The sequence below is a fragment of the Arthrobacter bussei genome, assembly GCF_009377195.2.
Lineage (GTDB): Bacteria > Actinomycetota > Actinomycetes > Actinomycetales > Micrococcaceae > Arthrobacter_D > Arthrobacter_D bussei.
Genome location: NZ_VJXX01000002.1, coordinates 517,534 through 542,864 on the forward strand (window position 1 = coordinate 517,534; position 25,331 = coordinate 542,864).

The window sequence follows — 25,331 nt, forward strand, 5'->3', positions numbered from 1 at the left end:
GGGAACCGATAGGCTGGGACGACCCACGATCAGGGTGATACCAAAGGAGCTATCGTGCGCGACATCAGCGTTCCCGTCCTCGTGGACGTTCCCCGCCGGTCCAACATCGCGGATCTCGTCATCCGCCAGGCGGCCAAGCCGTCCGATCCGGCACTGTTCGCGGTCAAGCGACCCTCGGGTGAGTGGGAGGACATCCCCGCGACGGAGTTCCGCCGGCAGGTCGAGGACATCGCCAAGGGACTGATCGCCTCCGGTATCCAGCCCGGCGACCGGGTCGCCATCATGGCCCGCACGCGGTACGAGTGGTCCCTGGCCGACTTCGCGATCTGGTTCGCCGGAGCCGTGTCCGTGCCGGTCTACGAGACCTCCTCTCCCGCCCAGGTGGCCTGGATCCTCAGCGATTCCGGCGCGGTCGGGGCCTTCGTCGAGGCTGTGCGCCATGAGCAGGTGGTGCGCGAGGCCGTGGCGCTCGAGGGCATCACCTCCCTGCAGCATGTCTGGCAGTTCGACGGCAACGGCCTCGACACACTGCGTACCGCAGGTGCAGGGACGGACGACGCCATGCTGGCCGACCGCCGCGCCTACGCCGGGCTCGACGACGTCGCGACCATCATCTACACCTCGGGCACCACCGGGAAGCCCAAGGGCTGCGAGCTGACCCACGGGAACTTCGTCGAACTGTCGGAGAACGCTGCTGCGGCCCTCCCCGAGGTGGCACGTGAAGGTGGTCAGACCATCATGTTCCTGCCCCTCGCCCACGTGTTCGCCCGATTCATCTCCGTCCTGTGCGTCGCGGCCGGGGCCACCGTGGCGCACACGCCGGACGTCAAGAACCTGTTGCCGGACCTCCAGAGCTACAAGCCGACCTTCATCCTCGCGGTGCCCCGCGTCTTCGAGAAGGTCTACAACAACTCGATGCTCAAAGCGGAGGACGGCGGCAAGGGCAAGATCTTCCACGCGGGAGCCGACGTCGCCATCGCCTGGTCGAAGGCCGAGCAGGCCGGCCGCATCCCGCTGAGCCTCAAGGTCAAGCACGCGGTCTTCGACCGGCTGCTCTACGGCAAGATCCGCACCGCCATGGGCGGGCGGGTCCAGCACGCGGTCTCGGGCGGCGCGCCGCTCGGGGACCGCCTCGGCCACTTCTTCCACGGCATCGGGCTCATGGTCCTGGAAGGCTACGGCCTCACGGAGACCACGGCGCCGATCACCGTGAACACCCCGAAGAAGATCAAGATCGGTACCGTCGGCGCACCGCTGCCCGGCAACGCCGTCAAGATCGCCGACGACGGCGAGATCCTCACCCGAGGGGTCTGTGTGATGAAGGGGTACTTCAACCGTCCCGATCTGACCGAGGACACCTTCGCCGACGGCTGGTTCCGCACCGGGGACATCGGTGAGCTCGACGACGACGGGTTCCTGCGCATCACGGGCCGCAAGAAGGAGATCATCGTGACTGCCAGCGGCAAGAACGTGATCCCCGCGGTCCTGGAGGACGCCATCCGCTCCAATGCCCTCGTCTCGCAGTGCGTCGTGGTGGGCGACCAGCGCCCCTTCATCTCCGCGCTGATCACCCTCGACGAGGAAGCTCTTCCCGGGTGGCTCGAGCGGCACCAGCTCCCGGCCACGACCACCATCGCGGAAGCGGCGGAGCACCCGAAGGTCCTCGCGGAGATCCAGGAACTCGTCGACACCGCCAACACCACCGTCTCCCGGGCCGAGGCCGTCAAGGTCTTCCGGATCGTCCCGACGGACTTCACCGAGACCACCGGGCACCTGACGCCGTCGTTGAAGATCAAGCGGAACCAGGTGCTGAAGGACTACTCGGCCGTCGTCGAGTCCATCTACTCCTCGGCCAGGGTCTGAGCAGGCTCCTCCTCCGCGGGCCGGGCGGACGGTCCGGGGAGGAGGGGCGGGTCAGTCCGTCTTGAGGTTGAGCAGCGCGTTCTCGATGACCTCGGTGAGGGCCGGGTGGATCCAGTATTGGCCCTTGGCCATGGTGTGGGCGTCGAGACCGAAGGACATGGCCTGGATGACGGGCTGGATGATCATCGACGCCTCGTGGCCCAGGACGTGCGCCCCGAGGATCCTCCCCGTGGACCGGTCCGCGATGACCTTCGCGAAGCCGGTGGTGTCCTCCATGGCCCAGCCGTATGCGGTCGACCCGTAGTGCTGCACCGCCGTGACGACGGTGGCGCCGGTCGCGTCCGCATGGACGAGAGCCTGTTCCTCCGTCATGCCCACGGACGCGGCCTGGGGGTGGGAGAAGACCGCGGCGGGGACGAAGCGATGGTCGCTCGACCGGAGGTCCCCGGGGTTCAGCAGGTTGTGGGCGACGATCCTCGCCTCGTGGTTCGCCACGTGCTTGAGCTGGTACTCGCTGCTGACGTCGCCCAGGGACCAGAGGCCCTCCACGGGAGCACCATCGCGGAGCACCCGCTGCTGGGCGTCGACGGCGAGACGGCCGTCGTCGTGCAGGTCCAGTCCGGCGTCCGCGGCGCCGAGCGTGTCCGTGTTGGGCATGCGCCCCACCGCGACCAGGACGACGTCGACCTCGACGTCGACCGGACCGTCGGGGCCCTCCAGTGATGCGGTGACGCCGCCGGCGGATGCCGTCAGCGCAGTGACGGCGGTATCGAGGCGGAGGTCCCACTGCTGGGCCGCCTGCTGCGTGAAGGCGTCGGCGACCGTCTCGTCGAGATGCCGCAGCATCCCGTTGGAGCGCACGGCGATGGTCACCTCCGTGCCGAAGGAGGAGAAGACGTGGGCGAACTCCGCGGCGATGTAGCCGCCACCGATGATCAGCAGCCGTTCGGGCAGCTCATCGATGCGCATGACGGTGTCCGAGGTGTGGACCTGCGGGAGGGTGATGCCGGGGATGTCCGGGATAACGGCGCGCGATCCGGTCGCGATGACCAGCTGATCCGCCGTGACGACCTCCCCGGACGCCGTCTCGAAGGACTTCTCCCCCGTGAGCCGCACGTACTCCTCGATGAGCGTCACGTTCTCGAGCTCCTCCGCCCGGTAGGAGCGACCGCCCCGCGAGATGGCGTCGATCCGCGTGAAGATCCGGTCCCGGATGTCCGTCCACCGGACGCCCTCGAACGCCAGGTCGACCCCGAGCCGCGAGGACACCGCCGGCGCAGAGGCCAGCTCCGCGGGATAGACGTACATCTTGGTCGGGATGCATCCGACGTTCAGGCAGGTGCCGCCGAACGTGCCCCCGTCCACGAGCACGACGCTGCGTTCGTCCCACTCCGGCGAGATGAGGGTGTTGCCTGAGCCGGAGCCGATGATTGCGAGGTCGTAGTGGGTCACCTGCGCAGTCTAGCCGCGCTCACGCGGCGAGCTGGTCGACCACGAGGGCCGCGAGCTCCGTCACCGCCCGCCGCGTGGCCGGGTTCAGCCGGGACAGATCGACCCGCGAACCCTCCGCCAGGTGGCGGTCGTACGGGATACGCACCACGGTGTTCACCCGCGACCGGAAGTGCTGCTCGATCTGGCCCACGTCCACCTGCGTCCCGTTGCCGGACGAGAGGTTGATCACGACGATCGCCTTCTCCACGAGGTCCTGCCGACCGTGCGCCTCCAGCCAGCTGAGGGTCTCCGAGGCGAGCCTGGCCTCGTCGACACTGCCGCCGGAGACCAGCACCACCGAATCGGCCTTCTCGAGCGTCCCCTTCATCACGGAGTGCACCATGCCGGTACCGGAGTCGGTCAGGACGATCGAATAGTAGCGGCTGAGCAGATCCGTGACGGCACGGTAGTCGGAGTCGTCGAAGGCCTGGGCCACCGCCGGATCGGTGTCCGACGCGAGCACGTGGAGCCGGGAGCCGTCACGCGTGACATAGCCCGCGAGCTGTGCGAACGAATCGATGGTGTACCGGTTCTGGACGAGCTGCCGCGCCGTGTGGTCCGCCCGCCCCGGCGAACGGTCGGACAGTGTTCCGCGGTCCGGGTTGGCGTCCATGGCGATGATGCGATCCTCCCGGATGTCGGCCAGGGCCATCCCGAGGAGCGTGGTGACCGTGGTCTTGCCGACGCCGCCCTTGCGCGACAGGACCGGGACGTAGCGTGTCCGCCCGCCCAGCCGTGCGGAGATACGGTGCTCCAGCGCACGCTGCGAGCGCACGGCGTCGGAGTCGCCGACATTGATGCGACCGAAGGTGGCGGTGTAGAGCCACCGCCGCCAGCCCGAGACCGGTGGCCGGTCCGGGCCCACGAGGAGGCGGTCGGCCGTCAGCGCGGAGGCCGGCTCCGGACCGAGATCCTTCTCACGGCGGCTCGTGCGTTCGGCAGCGGCCGCCGTCGGGCCAGGAGCCGCCTGCACATCGTCCCGGACGCTCGAGGGAGTTCTCGATGATCGGGTGCCGGACGGCGTCCATCCGTCGGACGCCGTCTGCACCGCTGCCCCTCCGGTGACGAGACCGGACGTGGTGAGGGCGTCGGCGGGAAGGGGTGCGGGCACGCTCAACGTCGGACCCTGCAGCGTCGACGGGGGGACGGTCGAGACGGGCACGGCGAAGGCGTTGAGGTGGACCCCGTTCGGGGCCGTCGCGGCCTCTCCTGCAAGGGCGGTCACGGTGGCCGGGACCGGGCCGGTGGTGCCCGGTTCAGCTGCACCGACGCCGGCGGGACCGGCGGAGCCCTGGTCGGCGGTCACGACGCCCTCGGCGCCGGAATCGTCAGGCGGGGTACCGGCTGGGTCGCTGTCGGCTGATGCGCTGTCGACCGGTGAGGTGTCGGCTGGATCAGCAGCCGCCGGGTCCTTAACGGCTGCTCCGGTGTCCGCCGCTCCGGTACCAGCGGGCTCATCGGCGTTCCCGGCAGCAGACACTGCCTCAGGACCGGCGTCGGCAGGATCCGGTCCCGCACCTGCCGTGGCGGGAACCGGGCTGCCGGAGGAGTTGTCCGCAGGCGAGGCAGCGTCGGCGGAACCGCCGTCGGCCAGCAGGGGGACACCCGGGACGATCGGCACGCCCTGCGTCACGTCCGGGCGGGCGGCGTCCGGGTGGGGGTCGCTCGCACCGGCGCCGGGTGCGGAGGGATCGGTCGATTCGCGTGCCATGGTTCCTCACAGATCGTCGGGCGGCCGGCTCGCCCACCTGTGCGAGCGGGGCCGTTCGGATGTTCCCAGCGCTCCACTCTAGCCTGACCGTCCTGTCCGCCGAGGTGCGGAGCGGACCGGCCGGACCACCCCGAGGGGCGTCAGGCGGGCGTGACGACGAGCAGCAGGTCCCCGCCCTGGGCCGGTCCGCCCGTGGAGGCGACGCGCTGTACCGTGCCGCCGATCGGGGTGGTGATGTTGGCCTCCATCTTCATCGCCTCGATGGTGGCGACCGTGTCACCGGCTGTGACGGTGTCGCCCTCCGCCCGCGTGACCGTGACGGACCCGGCGAACGGTGCGGCGATGTGGCCGGGTGTGCCGACGTCGGCCTTCTCCGCCGCCTTCACATCGCTCTCGACGCTGCGGTCACGCACGCTCACCGGCCGCATCTGCCCGTTGAGCGTGCACATGACGGTCCGCATGCCCCTCTCGTCGGGCTCGGACACGGCTTCGAGGGTCGCGATGAGCCGGACGCCCTTCTCGAGTTCGATCACGTGCTCGGTGGCGGGTTGCAGGCCGTAGAGGTAGTCGGCCGTACCGAGGAGCGACACGTCCCCGTAGGTGTCGCGGATGGACCGGAAGTCCTTGGTCGGCCCGGCGAACAGCAGCGTGTTCAGGGCGGTACGTCGCTCCTTCGGGCTACCCGCGAGCTTCGCCTCGTCCTCGGAGCTGAGCTGCACGTCGCGGGGCTTGAGTTCGCGCCCTTCCAGCGCCCTGGTCCGGAAGGGTTCCGGCCAGCCTCCCGGCGGGGTGCCGAGTTCACCGTTCAGGAAACCGATCACGGAATCCGGGATGTCGAAGGACTGCGGGTTCTCTTCGAACTCGGCGGGGTCCGCGTTCCTCCCGACCAGGGCCAGCGCGAGATCCCCGACCACCTTGGAGGACGGGGTGACCTTCACGAGCCTGCCGAGGATCCGGTCCGCCGCGGTGTACATGTCCTCGATGGCCTCGAAGCGCTCCCCCAGTCCGAGCGCGATGGCCTGCTGCTTGAGGTTGGAGAGCTGACCACCAGGGATCTCGTGGCGGTAGACCCGGCCCGTGGGACCGGGCAGCCCGGATTCGAACGGCGCGTACATGCGCCGGACGGCTTCCCAGTAGGGCTCCAACGCGCACACGTTCCCGAGATCCAGCCCGGTGTCCCGCGGTGTGTGCGCGAGGGCGGCGACGAGGGCGGAGGCGGACGGCTGGCTCGTCGTCCCCGCCAGGGCCGCGCTGGCGACGTCGACGGCATCGACCCCCGCCTCCACGGCTGCGAGCAGCGTGGCGAGCTGCCCGCCCGCGGTGTCATGCGTGTGCAGGTGGACGGGCAGGTCGAAGCGGTCCCGCAGGGCGGCGACCAGCTTCGCCGCCGCGGCCGGCCGGAGCAGTCCCGCCATGTCCTTGATCGCCAGGATGTGCGCGCCGGCGTCGACCATGCGCTGGGCGAGGTCGAGGTAGTACTCCAGCGTGTACAGCTTCTCGTCGGGATCCAGTATGTCGGAGGTGTAGCACAGCGCCACCTCGGCGACCGCGGTCCCCGTCTCCCTGACCGCCCGGATGGCCGGTTCCATCTGCGAGACGTCGTTGAGCGCGTCGAAGATCCGGAAGATGTCGATGCCGGAGGCCGCGGCCTCCTGCACAAAGGCCATGGTCACCGCCTCGGGGTAGGGCGTGTAGCCGACCGTGTTGCGTCCGCGCAGCAGCATCTGCAGGCAGATGTTGGGCACCTCGCGGCGCAGGACGTCCAACCGCTCCCACGGGTCCTCACCGAGGAATCGGAGCGCGACGTCGTACGTCGCGCCGCCCCACGCCTCGACGGACAGCAGCTCCGGCGTCAGGTGCGACACGCTCGCTCCGGCCGCCGCCAGGTCCCTCGTCCGGACCCGCGTGGCGAGCAGGGACTGATGCGCATCGCGGAAGGTGGTGTCCGTGACCGCCACTGCCGTCTGGTCGCGCAACGCCCGCGCGAAGCCCTCCGGACCCAGCTCCAGCAGCCGCTGACGGCTACCCGCCGGGGCTTCCGGGCCCTTCTCGCCTCCACGGGCGGATTCCGCACCCGGGCCTGCGCCCGTAGGTTCCTTGTCGGATCCCGCCGGAGCCGCTCCGGCATCCGACGACGCGGACGGGAGGGCCGGCAGCTTCTCCCTCGGATCCAGGTGGGCCGGCCGTGGCCCGTTGGGCTGGTTGACGGTGACATCGGCGAGCCAGGTCAGGAGCTTCGTCCCGCGGTCCGCGGGGACGCGGGCGGTCAGCAGTTCGGGACGCTCGTCGATGAAGGAGGTCGCCACGTTCCCGGCGATGAAGTCCGGATCGTCGAGGACCGCCTGCAGGAAGCTGATGTTCGTGGAGACGCCGCGCACCCGGAACTCCGCCAGCGCCCGCCGGGCCCGCGTGACGGCGGACGGGTAGTCGCGGCCACGGCAGGTGAGCTTGACCAGCATCGAGTCGAAGTGCGGGCTGATCTCGGCGCCCGCGTAGACCGTGCCGCCGTCGAGCCGTACGCCCGCTCCTCCGGCGGACCGGTAGGCCGAGATCCGTCCGACATCGGGCCGGAATCCGTTCGCCGGGTCCTCCGTGGTGATCCGTGACTGCAGGGCGGCACCGCGCAGGGTCACGGTGTCCTGGCTCAAGCCGAGATCGGCGAGAGTCTCCCCCGCGGCGATCCGCAGCTGGGACTGCACCAGGTCGACGTCGGTGACCTCCTCCGTGACGGTGTGCTCCACCTGGATACGCGGGTTCATCTCGATGAACACGTGCTGCCCTGCCCGCTCCCCGACCGTGTCCACCAGGAACTCGACGGTCCCCGCGTTCACGTACCCGAGCGCCGTCGCGAACTTCACGGCATCCCGGTGGAGCGCCTGCCGGATACCCTCGTCGAGGTTCGGTGCGGGGGCGATCTCGATGACCTTCTGGTGTCGACGCTGCAGGGAACAGTCGCGTTCGAAGAGGTGCATGACGTTGCCCTGCGCGTCCGCGAGGATCTGTACCTCGATGTGCCGCGGGCGCAGGACCGCCTGCTCCAGGAACATCGTCGGATCGCCGAACGCGGACTCCGCCTCCCGCATGGCCGCTTCCAGCGCCTCGGGTAGTGCCTCCCGGGTGTCCACCCGTCGCATCCCGCGACCACCGCCGCCCGCCACGGCCTTCGCGAACACCGGGAACCCGATCTCCTCGGCAGCGGCGATCAGCTCGTCGACGTCCGCACTCGGCCGGGAGGAGGCGAGGACCGGGATACCGGCGCTACGGGCGGCGTCCAGCGCCTTCACCTTGTTCCCGGCGAGCTCCAGCACATCGGCGGGGGGCCCCACGAACGTGATCCCTGCCTCGGCCGCGGCCCGCGCGAGCCCCGGGTTCTCGGAGAGGAATCCGTAGCCCGGGTAGATCGCGTCACAGCCGGCCTCCGTCGCGACGCGGATGATCTCGGCGATGTCCAGGTACGCCCGGACGGGGTGCCCCTCCTCGCCGATCAGGTACGCCTCGTCGGCCTTCTGCCGGTGGATCGAGGTGCGGTCCTCGTGGGGGAACACGGCGACGGTCTTCGCACCCACCTCGTGCCCGGCACGGAACGCCCGGATCGCGATCTCGCCGCGGTTGGCCACCAGAATCTTCGAGAACATCGCACTCCTGCATCATCGCCGGTCGGGTCCATCACGCTGGCATGATCCTACCCGCCGGCACGGCCTGGTCCAGCGGACGTCCCAGCCTGCGGACGTGCCCTCCGGACGGCCGTCCGAGCTGCGCCGATCGGGGCGGATGAGCGGCTCCCCCTATGATTGACCGGGGCGTCCAGGACAGCCGCATGCCCCGGCGGTGGCCAGAGACAGGTATGGGTTCAACACGTGCAGGTAGTCAGTATCAGCAGCCTCAAAGGCGGCGTGGGCAAGACGTCGGTCACCCTGGGGCTGGCCTCCGCCGCACTGGCAGCAGGGATCCCCACTCTCGTCGTCGACCTCGATCCACACGCTGACGCGACCACCGGTCTGGGCGTCGGACCATCGGACCGGACGGACATCGGGCGGCTGCTCAAGAACGCCCGGCGCGCGGACCTCGGAGCGAACACCGTCCCTGCCGGCTGGGTCGCGACGGCGGCCGCGCGGTCCGGGTCTTCCCCTTCGGCACTCGACGTCGCCATGGGCTCCGCGTACTCCGGCATCTACGACAGGCCGGACCTCGGACGGCGGGACCAGCGACGCCTGGCCACGCTCCTCTCGAGGATCACGGGGTACAGCCTCGTGCTGATCGACTGCCCGCCGTCGCTCAACGGTCTCACCCGCATCGCCTGGACGGCGAGCAACAAGGTGGTCCTGGTGGCCGAACCGGCCCTCTTCTCCGTCGCCGGCACCGAGCGGACCATGCGCGCCCTCGAGCTGTTCCGGCGCGAGTTCGCCCCCGACCTCACCACCGCCGGGATCGTCGCGAACAAGGTCCGCACCATCTCCAACGAGCACGCGTTCCGCCTTGCCGAGATGAGGCAGATGTTCGGTGACCTCCTCCTGACGCCGACCATCCCCGATCACGCAGACTGGCAGCAGATCCAGGGTGCTGCCCACGCGGTGCACCATTGGCCGGGCGATTCCGCCCGCCAGGCGTCGGGCTACTTCGACGAGCTGCTCAAGGGGGTTCTGGATACCGGGAGGATGAGGAGCCGCAGCGGGCGCCGTTGATGGCTCCGTTGATGGCTCAGGAGCCTCGCCGGGCACGACTGCCGCGGTGCTGAGGCGACATGCGGTTCGACCCCGCCCGGCTCCGACGAGGAGCTAGCTGATCTTGCGGGTGGCGCGGCGCTTGCTCAGCTCGTCGCCCGGGAAATCCTGCTCCAGCGCGTGCTCACTCGGAAGCGCGGCGAGGCTTCCCTCGACCTCACGCCAGACCCGGCCGACGGCGATGCCGAAGACACCCTGCCCGCCCTGCACCAGGTCGATCACCTCGTCGGCGGAGGTGCACTCGTACACACTGGCGCCGTCGCTCATCAGGGTGATCTGCGCGAGGTCCTCGACGCCGCGCTCCCGCAGGTGCTCGACGGCCGTGCGGATCTGCTGCAGTGAGACACCTGTGTCGAGCAGTCGCTTGACGACCTTGAGCACGAGGATGTCCCGGAAGCCGTACAACCGCTGCGTGCCGGACCCGGAGGCGCCGCGGACGGCGGGTTCGACGAGACCTGTCCGCGCCCAGTAGTCGAGCTGGCGGTAGGTGATGCCTGCGGCCTTGCAGGCGGTCGGGCCGCGATATCCGGCGTCTTCGTCGAGGACGGGGAGGTCTTCCGTGAACAGTAAGCCCTGGGCGCTTGCTGGGACGCCAGCGCCTGCCGAGCTGGCTGCCTTGCCGGCGTCACCCTTCGGACTCACGTGCTGCCTCCTCGTAGTGTTCCCGGGGAAGATGCTCTGGACGGAACCTCAGGATGTGCACCAAGTGTGCCCCGAGTCCACCACACACGCAATGGGAACTGTATGCTCCGACGTTAGATCGCGGAAGGGCTGAGGTCAAAGACCGGGCCCCACAGGCATGGGCGTGTCGGAGGCCGTCGTCAGCGCTCGAAATCCTCGGGCTCGACGTCGGCGAGGAACTCCCTGAACTGGAGGACCTCCTTCTCCGCCGTCTCCCCGGTATAGCCCTCCTCGCCCTCCTCCGCATCGGCGTCGGCGATCTCCACGCCGCCGACCGCCAGAACCTCGTCGGCACAGAAGATGGGGCACGGCACACGCAGCGCCACGGCCAACGCGTCGGAGGCGCGCGAACCGACCGTCACGCCGTCGCTGAAGACGAGTTGGGCGTGGTACACGGTGTCCTCCACCGAGGTGATGCGCACCTCGGTGATCACCTTGCCGGCGGCGGCGACGACGTCGACCAGCAGGTCGTGCGTCATGGGCCGCGGCGGCACGATCCCCTGCTGGACGAAGGCGATGGCACTGGCTTCGGGCGCTCCGATCCAGATGGGCAGGTGCCGCTCCCCCGACGACTCGCGGAGGAGCACCAGGGGTTGGTTCGAGGGCAGTTCGATCCGCACGCCCACGACTTCTACTTCGATCACGGGGTGGCCGCCTAACTGTCCATCCGGGCTATGTGGCTGTTCACGAGCGCGCTGTGCAGTCCGAGGCAGAGCTCGCTGATCTCCCGTGCCGTCTCGGCGGCTCGGGCCTTCGAGGCGACGTCCTTGCGGGAGGCGACGGGCGCGACGACGCGCTCCACGAGGCCCAGCTCGCGGTCTGCGGCCGCCCGGAAAGGACGGAGATGGCGGGGCTCGATGCCGTGCCGCTCGAGCTCGACGCAGGCCGTCGTGATCTTGAGGGCGTGCTCGTCGAAGCGGTTGTCGACGGCGGTGATGAGGCCGAAGCTCACGAGGTCGTCGACGAGGCGCCGGGGAGCACCGGCCTCGGCGGCGAGCGTCTCTGCCGTGAGCCGACGGGCATGGGCGCTGAGCTCCCGCGACAGCTGCTCGGAGACGACGCGCGGCGCGAGCGTCATACCGCCCGGGAGCGAGTCCGGACGTTCCCCCCGGTCGATCGCATCGACGTAGTCCTTGATGACCTTGAGCGGGAGGTACTGGTCGCGCTGCAGGGCGAGGACGAAACGGAGCCGTTCGACGTCGTGCCCCGTGTATTTCCGGTACCCGGCGCGCGTGCGCTGCGGGGTGATCAGGCCCTTCTCCTCGAGGAACCTGATCTTCGAGGCCGTGACCTGGGGGAATTCGCCGGAGAGCTCGCGCAGCACCTCGCCGATCGTGAGGACGCCCGAGGTACCTGGAGCGACGCCGGCGGACCGGCGGGCGGGTTGGGAAGGCATGGAGCGGACTAGGCCTGCGCTGTCGTCTGCTGCGCTGCCTGGCCCGTGACGGCACGGGCGGCGTAGAACGTCAGCCGGAACTTGCCGATCTGCACCTCGTTGCCGTTGCGGAGGGCCACACTGTCGACGCGGTCGTTGTTCACGTAGGTGCCGTTGAGGCTCCGGGTATCGACGACCATGAAGCCGCTGTCCGTCCGCCGGAATTCGGCGTGCTGGCGGGACACCGTCACGTCATCCAGGAAGATGTCGGCGTTGGGGTGACGGCCGGCCTTCGTGATGTCCTCGTCCAGGAGGAACCGCGCACCGGCATTGGGTCCGGAGTGGGCGATCAGGAGCGCGGAACCCGAGGGAAGCGCTGCGACCGAAGCCTGTTCCTCACGCGTGAGATGCCGTTCGAGCTCCGTCGTCGCGGCCTGCGGGGGCAGGCCGATCGTGGTTGTCTCCGGAGACGTCATGTTCGGCTCTTCTCCATTCACGGCTGGATCGTCATTCGGCATCATCGGTGTTTCCTCCCCTACTGCGTGCAACAGCCCGTCCTGCCCGGCTGCCCTGTCCTGCCGCCCTCGCGGGGGTGGATCTAGCCTACCTGCTGGGAGTAATCGGCTGAACTCAGCAGGGCCGTCACCGCGGAGCTGTCGGAGACCTTGATCTCCAGGAGCCAGCCCTCACCGTAGGGATCGGTGTTGATGAGCGAGGGATCGTCGTCGAGCGCCTCGTTGCGCGAGACGATCTCGCCCGTGACCGGGGCGTAGATGTCGCTGACGCTCTTCGTGGACTCGACCTCTCCGATGACGTCGGCGCCGGTGACCGCCGTGCCGGCCTCGGGCATCTGGACGTAGACGACGTCGCCGAGGGCGTCCTGCGCGAAGTCGGTGATGCCCACGCGGACCGTGCCGTCGGCCGCCGGCTCACTGACCCACTCGTGCTCCGCCGTGTAGTAGAGGCCATCGGGAATGTTGCTCATGGTCGCCTTTCGGACGCGCGGTCTTCATCGGCGGCGCGAGGCGCCGCCCGCTACGGGTACTGGTCGAGTATAGGCACATCCACCACGCCCCGTGACGCACCTCTCACGCCCTGTGGACCGCCCCCGGACGGGCCCGGACGGGCACGCGAAGAGCCCGCCTCCTCCGGTCGTCGCAACCGGTGGAGACGGGCTCTGCAGTGTCGGGATGACAGGATTTGAACCTGCGACCCCTTGACCCCCAGTCAAGTGCGCTACCAAGCTGCGCCACATCCCGATCAGCCCGTCCAGCGGGCCAAACCACTCGGACAACACTACAGCATTCCCCGGGTGGATCGGCACATCGGACGTCGCCGTCCGGGGGTCAGCGCTTGCGGCTGCGCTTCTCACGGACGCGCATGCTGACCTCGATGGGGGTTCCCTCGAAACCGAACGTCTCCCGCAGTCGGCGGGTGATGAAACGCCGGTAGCCGGGGTCCAGGAATCCCGTGGTGAAGAGGACGAACTTCGGCGGCCGGCTCGAGGCCTGCGTGCCGAAGAGGATGCGCGGCTGCTTGCCCCCGCGGACGGGGTGCGGGTGCGCGGCCACCAGTTCGCCGAGGAACGCGTTGAGGCGTCCGGTCGGGATGCGCCGGTCCCACGACTCGAGGGCGACGTCGAGGGCCGGGACCAGGCGGTCCTTGTGCCAGCCGGTGAGGGCCGAGATGTTGACCCGGGGCGCCCAGTCCACGTGGGCGAGGTCCTGCTCGATCTCGCGCTCCAGGTACCGGCGGCGTTCGTCGTCGAGCAGATCCCACTTGTTGAAGGCCAGAACGATCGAGCGGCCCGATTCGATGGCCATGTTGAGGATGCGGACGTCCTGCTCGCTGAGGATCTCGTCGACGGCGAGGAGCACGACGGCGACCTCCGCCTTCTCGAGCGCGGACTGCGTGCGCAGGGAGGCGTAGAAGTCCGCGCCCTGCTGCATGTGCACGCGACGCCGGATGCCGGCGGTGTCCACGAAGCGCCAGGTGCGGCCCCCGAGTTCGATCATCTCGTCCACGGGATCGCGGGTGGTGCCCGCGAGGGGATCCACGACGACGCGGTCGGAACCCGCGAGCTTGTTCAGGAGCGAGGACTTGCCCACGTTGGGGCGGCCGATCAGGGCCACGCGCCGGGGACCACCGGACCGCTCGATCCCGCCGTGCTCGGAGAACTCCGGCAGGATCTCGACGACCTTGTCCAGCATGTCGGCGGTGCCGCGGCCGTGCAGCGCGGAGACCGGCCAGGGCTGCCCGAACCCGAGCCCCCACAGCACGGAGGCGTCGGCCTCGTTCTGGATGTCGTCCACCTTGTTGGCCACGAGGATGACCGGCTTCTTCTTGCGGCGCAGCATGCGCACCACCGCCTCGTCCGTCGCGGTGGCTCCGACGGTGGCGTCGACCACGAGCAGCACGGCGTCCGCCATGTCGACGGCGATCTCCGCCTGGTCGGCCACGCGGGCGTTGATGCCCTTGGCGTCCTGCTCCCAACCGCCCGTGTCCACGAGGGTGAAGTTGTGGCCCGTCCACTGCGCGGGGTAGGACACGCGGTCACGCGTGACGCCCGGGGTGTCCTCGACGACGGCCTCGCGGCGTCCGAGGATGCGGTTGACGAGGGTGGACTTCCCGACGTTGGGACGCCCGACGATCGCGAGGACCGGGTTGAGCCGCCCCTCGGCCTCGTCGTCGTAGTCCTCGTCCTGGCGGGCGAGGAGCGCGGCGTCCTCGTCGTCGAGCTCGTAGTCCTCGAGGCCCGCGCGCAGCGAGGCGGCACGCTGCTCGGCCTCGGCGTCGTCGAGGGTCTCGAGCAGCTCGCTGACCTGGTCCTCACCGGTCGGCTCGTAGTCCTCGTCGGCCCCGGCCCCGTGGCCGGTCGCGTTCGGCGAAAGGTTCTCGCTCATCGTTGGTTTCCTTCGGTTGGTGTACGCCGTCTCCCGACGGCGATCCTGGTGGGCGCGAGCCCGGAGTCTTGAGGCGCGCTCAGTGCGCGATGGTGCGGACGACGTCGAGCACGGCGGCGACGGTCTGCTCGAAGTCGAGGTCGGAGGAGTCGAGCGTGACCACGCCGTCGGCGGCCTGCCGGAAGTTGACGACCGTGGAGTCCCTGGCGTCGCGGTCGATGACCTGCTGCTTCAGTTGCGCGTCCGTCTGCGTCCCGCCGAGCTGGTCGCCGCGGCGCCGCAGGCGGGCCTCCTCGCTCGCGGTGAGGAGGATGCGCACCTCGGCATCGGGGGCGACGACAGTGGTGATGTCACGCCCCTCGGCCACGATGCGGTGCCCGGCCCCGGCGATCAGCGCACGCTGCCTGCGGATCAGTTCGGCGCGCGCGCCCATGGTCGTGGCGACGGCGCTGACGGCAGAGGAGACCTCCGGCTCACGGATGGCAGCGGTGACGTCGTCACCCGCGATCGTCACCGACTCGCGATCGGGACTCGTGCTGATGAACAGCTCGATCCCGCGGGCGGCGGCCTCCACGGCCACGCCGTCCTGCAGATCGACGCCGGTGGCGATGCAGTGCAGCGTCACGGCGCGGTACATGGCGCCCGTGTCCAGATAGGCCGCGCGGAGGCGGCGGGCGACCTCCCGGCTGACGCTCGACTTCCCGGAACCGGAGGGTCCGTCGATCGCCACGACGAGCGACTTCCCGAGGCGGAACCCCGAATGGGGGCTCGAGGCCCGCTCCGCCGTCGCCGCCGGGTCCCCTGCCGCGGGTGCTGCCGATGCTGCCGATCCTGCCGATGTCGTGATCACTGCACTACCTTCCAGCCCCGCTGGGTCAGGGACTCCGTCAGTTCTTGCCGCTTGCCGGGCAGGACCGAGAGCTCCGCGAGTCCCACCTGCCGCCCGGGTGAGTGTTCGAGGCGGAAGTCCTCGACGTTGATGCCGGTGTGGCCGATCTCCGTCAGGAGCTTCGCGATCTGCCCGGGGACGTCGTCGACCAGCACGGTCAGCCGCGCGAACGAGTTCGGTGGTGTGCCGTGCTTGCCCGGGACGCGCGCCTGGCCGGCGTTGCCCTCCGTCATGAGCTGCGCCATGTCGAGCCGCGCTCCCCCGGCGGTCGGGTCCTCGAGGGTCGAGATGAGGCGGTCGAGGTCCTCCCGGACGCCGTACAGGATGTCCACGAGGCGACCGGCGTTGGCGGACAGGATCTGCACCCACAGGCGCGGATCAGACGCGGCGATGCGGGTGACATCGCGCAGCCCGTTCCCGGCGAGGGCGAGTGCCTGCACGGGCGAGTCCTGGAGCCGGCTCGCGACCAGCGAGGACACGACCTGCGGGAGGTGCGAGATCAGGGCGACGGCGCCGTCGTGCTCCCCCGCGGACATCCGCGTGGGGACGGCACCGAGGTCGACGGCGAGCGACTCTGCCCGCAGCACGGCGTCCGGCCTGCTCGTCGCGTGGGCGCACAGCACCCACGGGGCGCCGGAGAAGAGCTCTGCGCGGGCGGCCACCGGCCCCGACTTCTCACGCCCCGCCATCGGGTGCGTCCCGACGTAGCGTGACAGGTGCCCGGCGGCGTCGGGCCTGCCCTCGAGCTCCCGCAGGATGGACTCCTTGACGCTGCTGATGTCCAGCACGACGGCGGCGGGGTGCGCCACGAGGGCCTCCGCGACGACCTGCGCTGTGACGTCGGGGGGCGTGGCGACGACCACGAGTTCCGGCTCGAAGGACTCGCCGTCGAGCTCGGACTGGAGCCTGCCCGCCCCGATGTCCCGCGCCACGGCCTCGGTGGACGGCGAGCTGTCGGACAGCACGACGTCGAGCCCTCGCGCCCGGAGGCCGAGCCCGATGCTCGCGCCGAGCAGCCCCGCCCCGACGATGAGGACGGGACCGGCGAGGTGCGTCCCCTGGTCCGTGCGGATGGTCATGGACTAGAGGCCCACCGAAGCCAGGAGGTGTCCTACCTCCTGGCGACCGAGGACGCGGATGCTGCCCTGGCGCTGGTCACCGACACGGATGGGGCCCACCTGGGTGCGGACGAGGCGCTCCACCGGGTGTCCGACGGCGTCGAAGAGCCGGCGGACGACGCGGTTGCGTCCCGAGTGCAGGACCACCTCGACGAGGATGTGGCCGGGGGTGGAGTCGACGAGCTTGAAGGAGTCCACCTTCGCCACGCCGTCCTCGAGCTCGATCCCCTCCTTCATCTGGGCGCCGATGCCCTGGGCCATGGGGCCGCGGACCTGGACGAGATAGGTCTTGGGTACCTCGTAGGACGGGTGCGTCAGGCGGTTCGTGAGTTCGCCGTCGTTGGTGAGCAGCAGGAGCCCCTCGGTCTCGGCGTCCAGACGGCCCACGTGGAAGAGCCGCTCGCTCTTGTCCTTGTTCTTGAGGAAGTCGCTGATGCAGCGGCGGCCCTCGGGGTCCTCCATGGTGGACACGACGCCGCGGGGCTTGTTGAAGACGTAGTACTTCAGGTGCTCGTTGAGCTGCAGGCGGATGCCGTCCACGTGGATGGCGACCTGTTCGGGATCCACCCGCACACCGAGTTCGGTGACGACCGTGCCGTCGACCTCCACGCGGCCGTCGAGGATCATCTCCTCGCAGACGCGGCGGGACGCGACGCCGGCGAGGGCCATCACCTTCTGCAGGCGCACGCCCTCGGGGTTGTGCACGTCGATCTCGTCCGCGGGTCGGCCCGAGTGCTTGGGCCTGGCCTGCCGAACGGGGCCGAGGTTCTGGCCGAAACGCTCCTTGCCGAAGGCCTTGGCGCCCGCCGGCTTCTGGCGAGGGCCTGCCTGGCCCGGACGTCCCGGCTTGCCGGCGCGGCTGCCCGGCTTCGCGGCGAAGCGGCCCGACGGCGTACCGGCCGACGGACGGCCCGCGGCCGAACGGGCACGACCATCGGCGGACTCGCGCCGCTCACCGGTCTGCGGCCTGCTCTCGGCGGAACGGCCCGGGCGGCCCTCGCCGGTACGTCCACCGCGATCGTCGCGGGACGGGAAGGAGCGGCCCTCGCCGGTACGACCACCGCGATCGTCGCGGGACGGGAAGGAGCGGCCCTCGCCGGTGCCACCGGCGCCGGGGCGGCCCTGGCCGGATCGCGCGGGGCGGCCTTCGGCGGAGCGGCTCGGTCGGCCCTCGCCGGCCCGACCACCGCGATCGTCGCGGGACGGGAAGGAGCGGCCCTCGCCTGAGCGGCCCGCGTTGGGGCGGCCGGTGCGCTCGCCGCGGGACGGGGACGTCCGTGCACGGTCAGCGTCGGCGGGTCGACCGGCGGACCCGCCGCGGCGCGGCGCGTTACGTCCGGAATCGGATCCTGGCTGCTGTGTCATGTCGTCCTTCGTGTAGGTACTGCTCTGTTCGTCACTGCTCGGGGCGGTCCGTCCGTCCCGCTCCTGATCAACGCTGATCGATGCCGGCCGATGCACCTCAGTACGTCGTCTCGTCGTACTCCCCCAGGCTCTCGAGGCCCGGAAGATGGGGGGCGATCCGCGGCAGTTCGTCGACGCTGCCGAGTCCCAATCTTTCCAGAAAGAGGATGGTGGTCCCATAGAGGACCGCTCCGGTCTCGGGATCGGTCTCCTGCTCGACGACCAGCCCCCGCTGCAGCAGCGTACGGACCACGGAATCGACGTTGACGCCCCGGATGGCGGACACCCGGGCACGGGAGACGGGCTGGCGGTACGCGATGACCGCCAATGTCTCGAGTGCTGCCTGTGAGAGCCGGGCAGTCTGGCCATCGAGCACGAAGTCGGCGACAACGGACGCGAAGTGCGTCCGGGAGAAGATCCGCCACCCGCCGGCGATGTTCCTGAGTTCGAAACCGCGCGGTTCAGATGGTTCGGTGCTCTGGAAGCCTGATCCAGTATAGCCGTCGTACTCCCGCTGCAGGTCCACGAGGACCCCGCGCACCTCGGCGCTCGGCCGCCCGAGGACCGCGGCGACCTGCTCGTCGGTGACGGGACGGTCCGCGACCATGAGGATCGCCTCGACGGCGCCCCGGATCCCGCCGGGCAGGACGTCGACGTCGGGGACTGGTTCTTCCCCCTCGGGGCGTTCTGCCTCAGTCATCCTGCGCCTCCCGTTCCCCCCAGGACCGCAGGCCCGGTCCGCCATCGGGAGCGTCGCCGTTCCCCTCTGCCTCGAAACCCCCTGCCTCGACATCGCTCGTCAGCGCTTCCGCGGACCACTGCCCGTCCTCGGCACTCCACCTGACCAGCAGTTCGGCGAGCGGGGCGGCCTGGTCGAAGGAGATGGCCCCGTCGCGGAAGAGTTCGAGGAGCGCGAGGAAGCGCACCACCAGCACCAACCGTGAACCGGCGTCCTCGGTGAGCTGCCGGAAGGACAGCGGGCCCCTCGTCATGAGGAAATCCTGCAGGATGACCGCCTGGTCCCGGACGCTGACGGCCGGGGCGTGCAGGTGCTCGATCCCCACCTCGGACGGCTGCTCCTGGCGTGGCGCGAGGACCTTCGCGGCCAGGGCTGCGAAGTCCTCGGGCGTGTGCTTCCAGATGAGCTCGGGCAGGAGCCGGGTGAGGTGCGGTTCGAGGGGGACATCGCGAGGATGCCTCGCGTCCTCCTCCTCGAGCCGCTGCGCGAGGTGACGGGCCACCTCCTTGAAGGCCCGGTACTGCAGCAGCCGGGCGAACAGGAGGTCGCGGGCCTCGAGCAGGGCGATGTCCTCCTCGTCCTCGACCGCGCCGGAGGGCAGCAGCCGCGCCGCCTTGAGGTCCAGCAGCGTCGCTGCGACCACGAGGAACTCGCTCGCCTCGTCGAGTTTCCACTCGCCCTCGGCCGCCTGGATACGGCGGATGTGCGCGATGAATTCGTCCGTCACCTGGGCGAGGGCTATCTCGGTGATGTCGAGCTCACGTCGCGAGATGAGGTTCAGCAGCAGGTCGAAGGGCCCGCTGAAATTCGTCAGCTGCACCGCGAACACGGCGGGAGGAGCTGCCGCCGTCGTCGTCGGATCGGTTGACGCCTGCGCGCGTGCCAAGCCGTTCACCTACCGGGCCCGGGCGGACCCGGTGCGCGCCGGCACTAGGGCGCTCCGCCCCTGCTGATGAGCTCCTTCGCGAGCCGCCGGTAGGCATCCGCGCCGGAGTGGTTGGCGGCGTAGGACGTGATCGGCTCCGCGGCGACGGTCGCGTCGGCGAACTTGATGGTCCGCTTGATCACGGTCTCGAACACCTTGTCGCCGAAGGCCTCGACCAGCCGGGCGATGACCTCGCGGCTGTGGAGCGTCCTGGCGTCGTACATGGTGGCCAGGACGCCGTCGATCTGCAGGCGCGGATTCAGGCGGTCCTGGACCTTCTCGATGGTTTCGACCAGCAGGGCCACCGCGCGCAGGGCGAAGAACTCGCAGATGAGCGGGATGATGACGCCGTGGGCCGCAGTGAGCGCGTTGACGGTCAGGAGACCGAGCGAGGGCTGGCAGTCGATGAGGATGACGTCGTAGTCGTCCGCGACCTTGCGCAGGGCGCGATCGAGCACCTGCTCGCGTGCCACCTCGTTCACGAGCTGCACTTCGGCGGCGGAGAGGTCGATGTTGGCCGGCAGGAGGTCGATGTTCTCGATCGCGGTGTGCTGGATGGCGTCGTGGATGGTCACCTTGCGGTCCATCAGCACGTTGTACACCGTCACGTCCAGCTCGTGCGGGTTGGTGCCGAGGCCCGCGGAGAGCGCACCCTGCGGGTCGAAGTCGACGAGCAGGACCTTGCGGCCGGCTTCCGCGAGCGCCGCGCCGAGGTTGATGGTCGATGTCGTCTTGCCGACGCCGCCCTTCTGGTTGACCATCGCGATGACCCGCGCCGGGCCGTGGGACTCGAGGACGGGGGGTTCAGGGAACTCCGTCACGGGCCGGCCGGTCGGACCGAGCTCCGTGTCCGCTGCGCCGGGCAGAGTGGAACCCTGTTCAGTACTCACGTTTTTTCTCCACGCTTCCATCAGATCCGGTGCACGCCGGCCGGGAAGGGGGGCCGGGCGGCGTTTCTCTTGGTCAACCGTACAACGCCCGGGAGGGGCCCCGCGGAGGCGGGGTCCCGGGGTGACGAGCCTTGATCCTCAACCTGAGGTCGAACGTTCCCCTCCCCGCCGCTTCCCGGACGACCGCCCACGGAGTCGTCGGGAGGAGGTGCAGCGGGGCGATCGACACCGGGACGGGGCCCGGCTGCACCGGGATCAGGCCTCGCTCCCCGGCGGGAACGACGACGGCGGTGCCCTGGATCAGTTCCAGGGCACCGCCGTCGTCGGGTGGCCGGGCGGACGGCCCGGGTGGCGCGGTATCAGCGAGCGGTGGTCCCGCGGACGGCGGCCTCGGTGTGGGCCGCGGCGCCGTCCTCGACGTCGCTCTCGTCGTCGTTGTCGAAGCGGTGGTCCGTGGTCATCGTGCTCTCGTCGAAGGGCTCGCGGCCGTCGAGGACTTCGTCCACGCGGGCCCGGTCGATCTCCTTGGTCCAGGTCCCGATGAGGACGGTCGCCACGGCGTTCCCCGTGAAGTTGGTGAGCGCGCGGGCCTCGGACATGAAGCGGTCGATGCCGACGATGAGGCCGACGCCGTCCACCAGGTCCGGTCGGTGCGACTGAAGGCCACCGGCGAGGGTCGCGAGGCCGGCACCGGTCACGCCGGCCGCTCCCTTGGAGGCGATGATCATGAACACCAGGAGCGAGATCTGCTCGCCGAGTGCCAGGGGCTTGCCCAGGGCCTCGGCGACGAAGAGCGCAGCCATGGTCAGGTAGATCGCGGTGCCGTCCAGGTTGAAGGAATAGCCCGTGGGCACGGTGACGCCGACGACGGGCTTGGAGACCCCGAGGTGCTCCATCTTGGCGATGAGGCGGGGAAGGGCCGCTTCGGAGGACGAGGTGCTGAAGATGAGCAGGTACTCCCGGCCCAGGTACTTCATGAGCTTGAAGATGTTCACGCCGGTGACCATCTTCAGCAGGCCTCCGAGGATGACGACGATGAACAGGGCGCAGGTGATGTAGAAGGCGATCATGAGCGTGGCCATGCTGACGATGGCCTGGACGCCGGTCTCACCGACGACGGCGGCGATGGCACCGAACGCACCGATGGGTGCGAGCCACATGATCATGATGAGGATCCGGAAGACGAGCGCCTGGATGTGGCCGATGCCACGGAGGACCGGCTTGCCGGCAGAACCCATCTTCTGGAGGGCGAACCCGACGAGCAGCGCCACGAAGAGGGTCTGCAGGATGCTGGGCCCCGTCAGCGCGGACAGCAGGGTGGTGGGGATGATGCTCAGGAGGAAGCCGACCGTGCCCTCGGGCGCACCCTCGGCCGTCGCCGGCAGTTCATAGGTCGACGACGAGATGTCGAGGCCTTCGCCGGGCTGGATGAGGTTGCCGACCACGAGGCCGATCGCCAGGGCGAAGGTCGACATGACCATGAAGTACCCGAGTGCGAGCCCGCCCACCTTGCCGACCGTCGCGGCCTTCGCGATGGAGCCGACGCCGAGCACGATCGTGCAGAAGATGATCGGTGCGATCATCATCTTGATCAGGTTGATGAAGCCCGTTCCGAGCGGTTTGAGCGACTTGGCGAACTCCGGCGCTGCCAGGCCGAGGATCGCGCCGAGAATGACCGCCGCGATCACGGCGATGTAGAGGAAATGGGTCTTGTCGACCCGTTTGCGGGTCTTGGCGGGTCCGTTGTCGGACCGCGATGGCGCCATAGCCATGGTGTTCTCCCTGGGTGTCCGGCCGCCCGGCGGCGCCGGCCGCCGGAGGTCGTTCTTCGGCTGCGGGGTCCTACCGGGGAGCGTAGTGTTGGGTGCTTCCTCCTGATCATCGCACCACGCGTGATGCGCATCACGATTGAGTTCATACTGGTCATGGACCCGCGTGTGCCGGTGCCGGTCCGGTGTGCCCCACGAACCCCGAAGGAGCAGGATCCCCGCGTGAGCCGATGGAGCCTCGCCCGGCAGTACTTCCTGGTCCAGCTCGTCTTCATCCTGGTACTGTCCGCGTCCCTGTCCGTGATCTTGTACGTGGATGCGGCGCAGGGTGTGGACGACGCGGCGGCCGAGCGTATGGTCGCCGTCTCCACGACGATCGCGCTGGATCCTGCCGTGCTCGAGGCCGTGGCCGGCCCGGATCCGTCGTCCGTCCTCCAGCCCTACGCCGTGGGCGTCATGGACAGGCTCGGCGTGGACTTCATCACCATCATGGCGACGGACCGGACCCGCTACACGCACCGCAACCCCGACCAGATCGGGAAGCCGTACATCGGGTCGGTCGCGGAGGCCCTCGCCGGCGAGACCCACACGGAGACGTACGCGGGCACCCTGGGGCCCTCCATCCGCTCGATCGTCCCGATCATGGACGACGACGGTACCGTTCGGGCCATGGTTGCGGCCGGTATCACGGTGGACCGCGCGGCGATCGCCCGGAACGCCCAGCTGCCGCTCGTCGCGTCGATCGCGCTCGGCGCCCTCGCGGTGGGCGCCCTCGCGTCCTTCCTCCTCAGCCGACGCCTGAGCGACGCGACGCTGGGCATGGGACCCGCGGAACTGTCGCGCACCTTCGTGTTCTACGACTCCGTCCTCCACTCGGTCAGGGAGGGCCTCCTGCTGACCGACGCCGAGGGCCGACTGGTCCTCTACAACGATCAGGCCGCGCGGCTGCTGGGGCTCGACGGCACGCAGGAGCCGGTGCCGGCGTCGCACCTCGCCGTGCCCCCGACGCTCCGCGAGCTCCTGGCGTCGGGGCGGAGGGCGAACGACGAGGTGCACCTGACCGACAGCCGGGTCCTCGTGGTGAACCAGGAACCCGCCGTGCCACCGGCTCCCGCAGGCCGCGCCTCGCACCATCCACCCGTTCTGGGCACGGTGACCACCCTGCGGGACCACACGGAAATCGAGGCACTGACCGGGCAGGTCGAGACGATGCGCACACTGACCGACGCCCTGCGCTCGCAGACCCACGAGCACGCCAATCGTCTGCACACCATCGTGTCGCTGGTGGAACTCGGCAGGAGTGCGGACGCGCTCGATTTCGCGACGAGGGACCTGCAGCAGTCGCAGCGGCTCACGGACGAGGTGGTCCGGGCGGTCGATGAGCCGTTCATCGCGGCGCTGCTGGTCGGCAAGGCGGCTCAGGCCAACGAGCGCGGCATCGAGCTGATCTCGGACATCGGCCACGACGCACAGGCCGGTGCCCTCAATCCCGTGGACCTCGTCACGATCATCGGCAACCTGCTGGACAACGCCTTCGACGAGGCTGCGGCATCCGAGGAACCACGCGTGCTGCTCTCCGTGGCCCGCCTCGCGCCGGAGGGGACCACACCGTGCCTCGAGATCGTCGTGGAGGACAGCGGTCACGGGCTGCCCGATTCCGAGAAGGCGAAGATCTTCGATTTCGGCTACAGCACCAAGCACGACGGCGGCCCGCGGAGGGGCGAAACGGGTGGGATGGCGGCCGGCCGGATGCAGGACCGTACACGGGTCGCCGGCCAGGGGGTGCAGGGGGCCGGGCGCGGGATCGGCCTCGCGCTCGTCCGCCAGGCCGTCCGGCGCTTCGGCGGAGTGGTCGAGGTGACGGACACGGACGACGGCGGTGCACGCTTCGCGGTCCGGCTCCCCTACCCGGCACCCGCCGGCCCGACGGACGGACCGGCTCCCTCCGCTCCGTCCGTTCCCTCCGTTCCCTCCGTTCCCTCCGCTCCTTCGGACTTCGCAGCTCCCTCAGCGCCCTCGGATGCCGCCGCTCGCTCACGGAGCACCTCAGGAGCATCCGGGGCCGCGCAAGACGGTACCGGCGCGCGCCCCGGATCCGGTGGCGGTCGGGCATGACCTCCATCCGGGTCCTCGTGGTCGAGGACGATCCCGTGGCCGCGGACGCACACGCAGAGTACGTGCGCCGCCTCGACGGCTTCGAGCTCGCCGGGGTCGCCCGGAGCGGCGCGGAGCTCGCAGCCTTCCTGCAGCTCGTGGGCGACACCGCGGGGCGGGCCGGCGCGCCCGTCGACCTCATGCTGCTCGACATGAACCTGCCGGACGTGCACGGGCTCGACATCATCCGCAGGGTCCGCGGGCTGGGCCTCCCGATCGACATCATCGCCATCACTGCGGTGCGTGACCTGCACGTGGTCCGCTCGGCCATCTCGTCGGGGATCGTCCAGTACCTCATCAAGCCCTTCACCTTCTCGGCCTTCGGCGAGAAGCTGGGTGCCTACCGGGAGTTCCGGCAGAGCCTCGTCGACCAGGCGACGGCGACCACGCAGGCCGAGGTGGACCAGGCCTTCGCCTCACTGCGTACCGTCGCGTCCGCGGCCCTCCCCAAGGGACTCTCCGGAGAGACGTTGCGCGCCGTGTCGGCCCACCTGAAGGAGCAGTCCGCCCCGACCACCGCCATCGAGGTCTCGGAGGCGCTGTCGATGTCACGGGTGACTGCGCGGCGCTACCTCGAACACCTCGCCGACCAGCGGTCCGTCCTGCGGACACCGCGCTACGGCACCCGGGGACGCCCGGAGTTCGAGTACAGCTGGGCGCGGAGCACCACCGGGCGCTGACGCCCGTCCGCTCCCCGC

General features: G+C 69.9%; 20 protein-coding genes and 1 tRNA gene. 4 read left to right on the forward strand and 17 right to left on the reverse strand.

What is annotated here, in order from left to right; translation table 11 throughout:
- Nucleotides 1-54 precede the first annotated feature (54 nt).
- On the forward strand, nucleotides 55-1,863 hold the full coding sequence (locus FNH21_RS10575) for an AMP-binding protein (protein WP_191931852.1): 1,809 nt from the start codon (nucleotides 55-57) through the stop codon (nucleotides 1,861-1,863).
- Between the two features lie 51 nt (nucleotides 1,864-1,914).
- Here the strand turns inward: FNH21_RS10575 and FNH21_RS10580 are convergent, their stop codons facing one another.
- From FNH21_RS10580 to FNH21_RS10590, 3 genes are all read right to left on the reverse strand, one after another.
- Entirely contained in the window at nucleotides 1,915-3,315 is a 1,401-nt protein-coding gene (locus FNH21_RS10580; protein WP_191931853.1) for a mycothione reductase, read from the reverse strand.
- A 19-nt stretch (nucleotides 3,316-3,334) separates the two neighbouring features.
- On the reverse strand, nucleotides 3,335-5,065 hold the full coding sequence (locus FNH21_RS10585; RefSeq protein WP_152814979.1) for a MinD/ParA family ATP-binding protein: 1,731 nt from the start codon (nucleotides 5,063-5,065) through the stop codon (nucleotides 3,335-3,337).
- A gap of 140 nt (nucleotides 5,066-5,205) precedes the next feature.
- Nucleotides 5,206-8,700, reverse strand: coding sequence for a pyruvate carboxylase (locus tag FNH21_RS10590; RefSeq protein WP_152814981.1), 3,495 nt, complete (start codon nucleotides 8,698-8,700; stop codon nucleotides 5,206-5,208).
- Nucleotides 8,701-8,922: 222 nt separating this feature from the next.
- Between FNH21_RS10590 and FNH21_RS10595 the strand changes: the two genes are divergently transcribed.
- Nucleotides 8,923-9,747 (forward strand): AAA family ATPase, encoded by an 825-nt coding sequence (locus FNH21_RS10595; RefSeq protein WP_191931854.1) that lies wholly within the window; start codon nucleotides 8,923-8,925, stop codon nucleotides 9,745-9,747.
- Nucleotides 9,748-9,840: 93 nt separating this feature from the next.
- Here the strand turns inward: FNH21_RS10595 and FNH21_RS10600 are convergent, their stop codons facing one another.
- The 14 genes from FNH21_RS10600 to FNH21_RS10665 form a co-directional block, all read right to left on the reverse strand.
- On the reverse strand, nucleotides 9,841-10,428 hold the full coding sequence (locus tag FNH21_RS10600; protein ID WP_191931855.1) for a MerR family transcriptional regulator: 588 nt from the start codon (nucleotides 10,426-10,428) through the stop codon (nucleotides 9,841-9,843).
- A gap of 179 nt (nucleotides 10,429-10,607) precedes the next feature.
- The gene (locus FNH21_RS10605) at nucleotides 10,608-11,111 is read right to left on the reverse strand and encodes a bifunctional nuclease domain-containing protein (protein ID WP_191931856.1); all 504 of its coding nucleotides are present in this window, start codon (nucleotides 11,109-11,111) and stop codon (nucleotides 10,608-10,610) included.
- A gap of 11 nt (nucleotides 11,112-11,122) precedes the next feature.
- Nucleotides 11,123-11,863, reverse strand: coding sequence for a transcriptional regulator FtsR (gene ftsR / locus FNH21_RS10610; RefSeq protein ID WP_152814987.1), 741 nt, complete (start codon nucleotides 11,861-11,863; stop codon nucleotides 11,123-11,125).
- Between the two features lie 8 nt (nucleotides 11,864-11,871).
- A complete protein-coding gene (locus tag FNH21_RS10615; RefSeq protein ID WP_241743154.1) occupies nucleotides 11,872-12,318 on the reverse strand; it encodes an FHA domain-containing protein in 447 nt (148 codons plus the stop codon).
- A 122-nt stretch (nucleotides 12,319-12,440) separates the two neighbouring features.
- Nucleotides 12,441-12,827: a glycine cleavage system protein GcvH gene (gcvH, locus tag FNH21_RS10620; protein WP_152814993.1), complete on the reverse strand. Its 387-nt coding sequence runs from the start codon at nucleotides 12,825-12,827 to the stop codon at nucleotides 12,441-12,443.
- A gap of 200 nt (nucleotides 12,828-13,027) precedes the next feature.
- Nucleotides 13,028-13,101 (reverse strand) — tRNA-Pro (locus FNH21_RS10625).
- 87 nt (nucleotides 13,102-13,188) lie between these two features.
- Nucleotides 13,189-14,745: a ribosome biogenesis GTPase Der gene (gene der, locus FNH21_RS10630; protein WP_055773560.1), complete on the reverse strand. Its 1,557-nt coding sequence runs from the start codon at nucleotides 14,743-14,745 to the stop codon at nucleotides 13,189-13,191.
- Between the two features lie 79 nt (nucleotides 14,746-14,824).
- Nucleotides 14,825-15,475 carry a (d)CMP kinase gene (gene cmk, locus FNH21_RS10635; RefSeq protein ID WP_338403245.1) on the reverse strand — a complete coding sequence of 217 codons (651 nt, stop codon included), beginning with the start codon at nucleotides 15,473-15,475 and terminating at the stop codon, nucleotides 14,825-14,827.
- Nucleotides 15,476-15,591: 116 nt separating this feature from the next.
- Complete coding sequence (locus FNH21_RS10640; RefSeq protein ID WP_152814995.1) at nucleotides 15,592-16,713, reverse strand: prephenate dehydrogenase; 1,122 nt, start codon at nucleotides 16,711-16,713, stop codon at nucleotides 15,592-15,594.
- Between the two features lie 3 nt (nucleotides 16,714-16,716).
- Nucleotides 16,717-18,117: a pseudouridine synthase gene (locus tag FNH21_RS10645; protein WP_152814998.1), complete on the reverse strand. Its 1,401-nt coding sequence runs from the start codon at nucleotides 18,115-18,117 to the stop codon at nucleotides 16,717-16,719.
- Between the two features lie 97 nt (nucleotides 18,118-18,214).
- Complete coding sequence (scpB, locus tag FNH21_RS10650; protein WP_152815001.1) at nucleotides 18,215-18,856, reverse strand: SMC-Scp complex subunit ScpB; 642 nt, start codon at nucleotides 18,854-18,856, stop codon at nucleotides 18,215-18,217.
- The gene (locus FNH21_RS10655) at nucleotides 18,849-19,781 is read right to left on the reverse strand and encodes a segregation and condensation protein A (RefSeq protein ID WP_152815004.1); all 933 of its coding nucleotides are present in this window, start codon (nucleotides 19,779-19,781) and stop codon (nucleotides 18,849-18,851) included. Before FNH21_RS10655 ends, scpB begins: the two co-directional genes overlap by 8 nt.
- A gap of 44 nt (nucleotides 19,782-19,825) precedes the next feature.
- On the reverse strand, nucleotides 19,826-20,710 hold the full coding sequence (locus tag FNH21_RS10660; RefSeq protein WP_055773566.1) for a ParA family protein: 885 nt from the start codon (nucleotides 20,708-20,710) through the stop codon (nucleotides 19,826-19,828).
- Nucleotides 20,711-21,069: 359 nt separating this feature from the next.
- Nucleotides 21,070-22,476, reverse strand: a complete 1,407-nt coding sequence (locus FNH21_RS10665) for a cation:dicarboxylate symporter family transporter (RefSeq protein ID WP_152815278.1) — start codon at nucleotides 22,474-22,476, stop codon at nucleotides 21,070-21,072.
- 225 nt (nucleotides 22,477-22,701) lie between these two features.
- Between FNH21_RS10665 and FNH21_RS10670 the strand changes: the two genes are divergently transcribed.
- Both FNH21_RS10670 and FNH21_RS10675 read left to right on the forward strand, forming a co-directional pair.
- Complete coding sequence (locus tag FNH21_RS10670) at nucleotides 22,702-24,594, forward strand: sensor histidine kinase (RefSeq protein WP_338403242.1); 1,893 nt, start codon at nucleotides 22,702-22,704, stop codon at nucleotides 24,592-24,594.
- Entirely contained in the window at nucleotides 24,591-25,313 is a 723-nt protein-coding gene (locus FNH21_RS10675; RefSeq protein WP_152815009.1) for a response regulator, read from the forward strand. Before FNH21_RS10670 ends, FNH21_RS10675 begins: the two co-directional genes overlap by 4 nt.
- The last annotated feature ends 18 nt before the right edge of the window (nucleotides 25,314-25,331 follow it).

Excerpts from the sequence above, each read along its gene's own strand:
- gcvH (WP_152814993.1), bottom strand. The coding sequence starts at position 12,827 with ATGAGCAACATTCCCGATGGCCTCTACTACACGGCGGAGCACGAGTGG.
- FNH21_RS10645 (WP_152814998.1), bottom strand. The coding sequence starts at position 18,117 with ATGACACAGCAGCCAGGATCCGATTCCGGACGTAACGCGCCGCGCCGC.
- ftsR (WP_152814987.1), bottom strand. The coding sequence starts at position 11,863 with ATGCCTTCCCAACCCGCCCGCCGGTCCGCCGGCGTCGCTCCAGGTACC.
- FNH21_RS10590 (WP_152814981.1), bottom strand. The coding sequence starts at position 8,700 with ATGTTCTCGAAGATTCTGGTGGCCAACCGCGGCGAGATCGCGATCCGG.
- FNH21_RS10615 (WP_241743154.1), bottom strand. The coding sequence starts at position 12,318 with ATGACGTCTCCGGAGACAACCACGATCGGCCTGCCCCCGCAGGCCGCG.
- FNH21_RS10665 (WP_152815278.1), bottom strand. The coding sequence starts at position 22,476 with ATGGCGCCATCGCGGTCCGACAACGGACCCGCCAAGACCCGCAAACGG.
- FNH21_RS10675 (WP_152815009.1), top strand. The coding sequence starts at position 24,591 with ATGACCTCCATCCGGGTCCTCGTGGTCGAGGACGATCCCGTGGCCGCG.
- FNH21_RS10585 (WP_152814979.1), bottom strand. The coding sequence starts at position 5,065 with ATGGCACGCGAATCGACCGATCCCTCCGCACCCGGCGCCGGTGCGAGC.
- scpB (WP_152815001.1), bottom strand. The coding sequence starts at position 18,856 with ATGACTGAGGCAGAACGCCCCGAGGGGGAAGAACCAGTCCCCGACGTC.
- FNH21_RS10640 (WP_152814995.1), bottom strand. The coding sequence starts at position 16,713 with ATGACCATCCGCACGGACCAGGGGACGCACCTCGCCGGTCCCGTCCTC.
- der (WP_055773560.1), bottom strand. The coding sequence starts at position 14,745 with ATGAGCGAGAACCTTTCGCCGAACGCGACCGGCCACGGGGCCGGGGCC.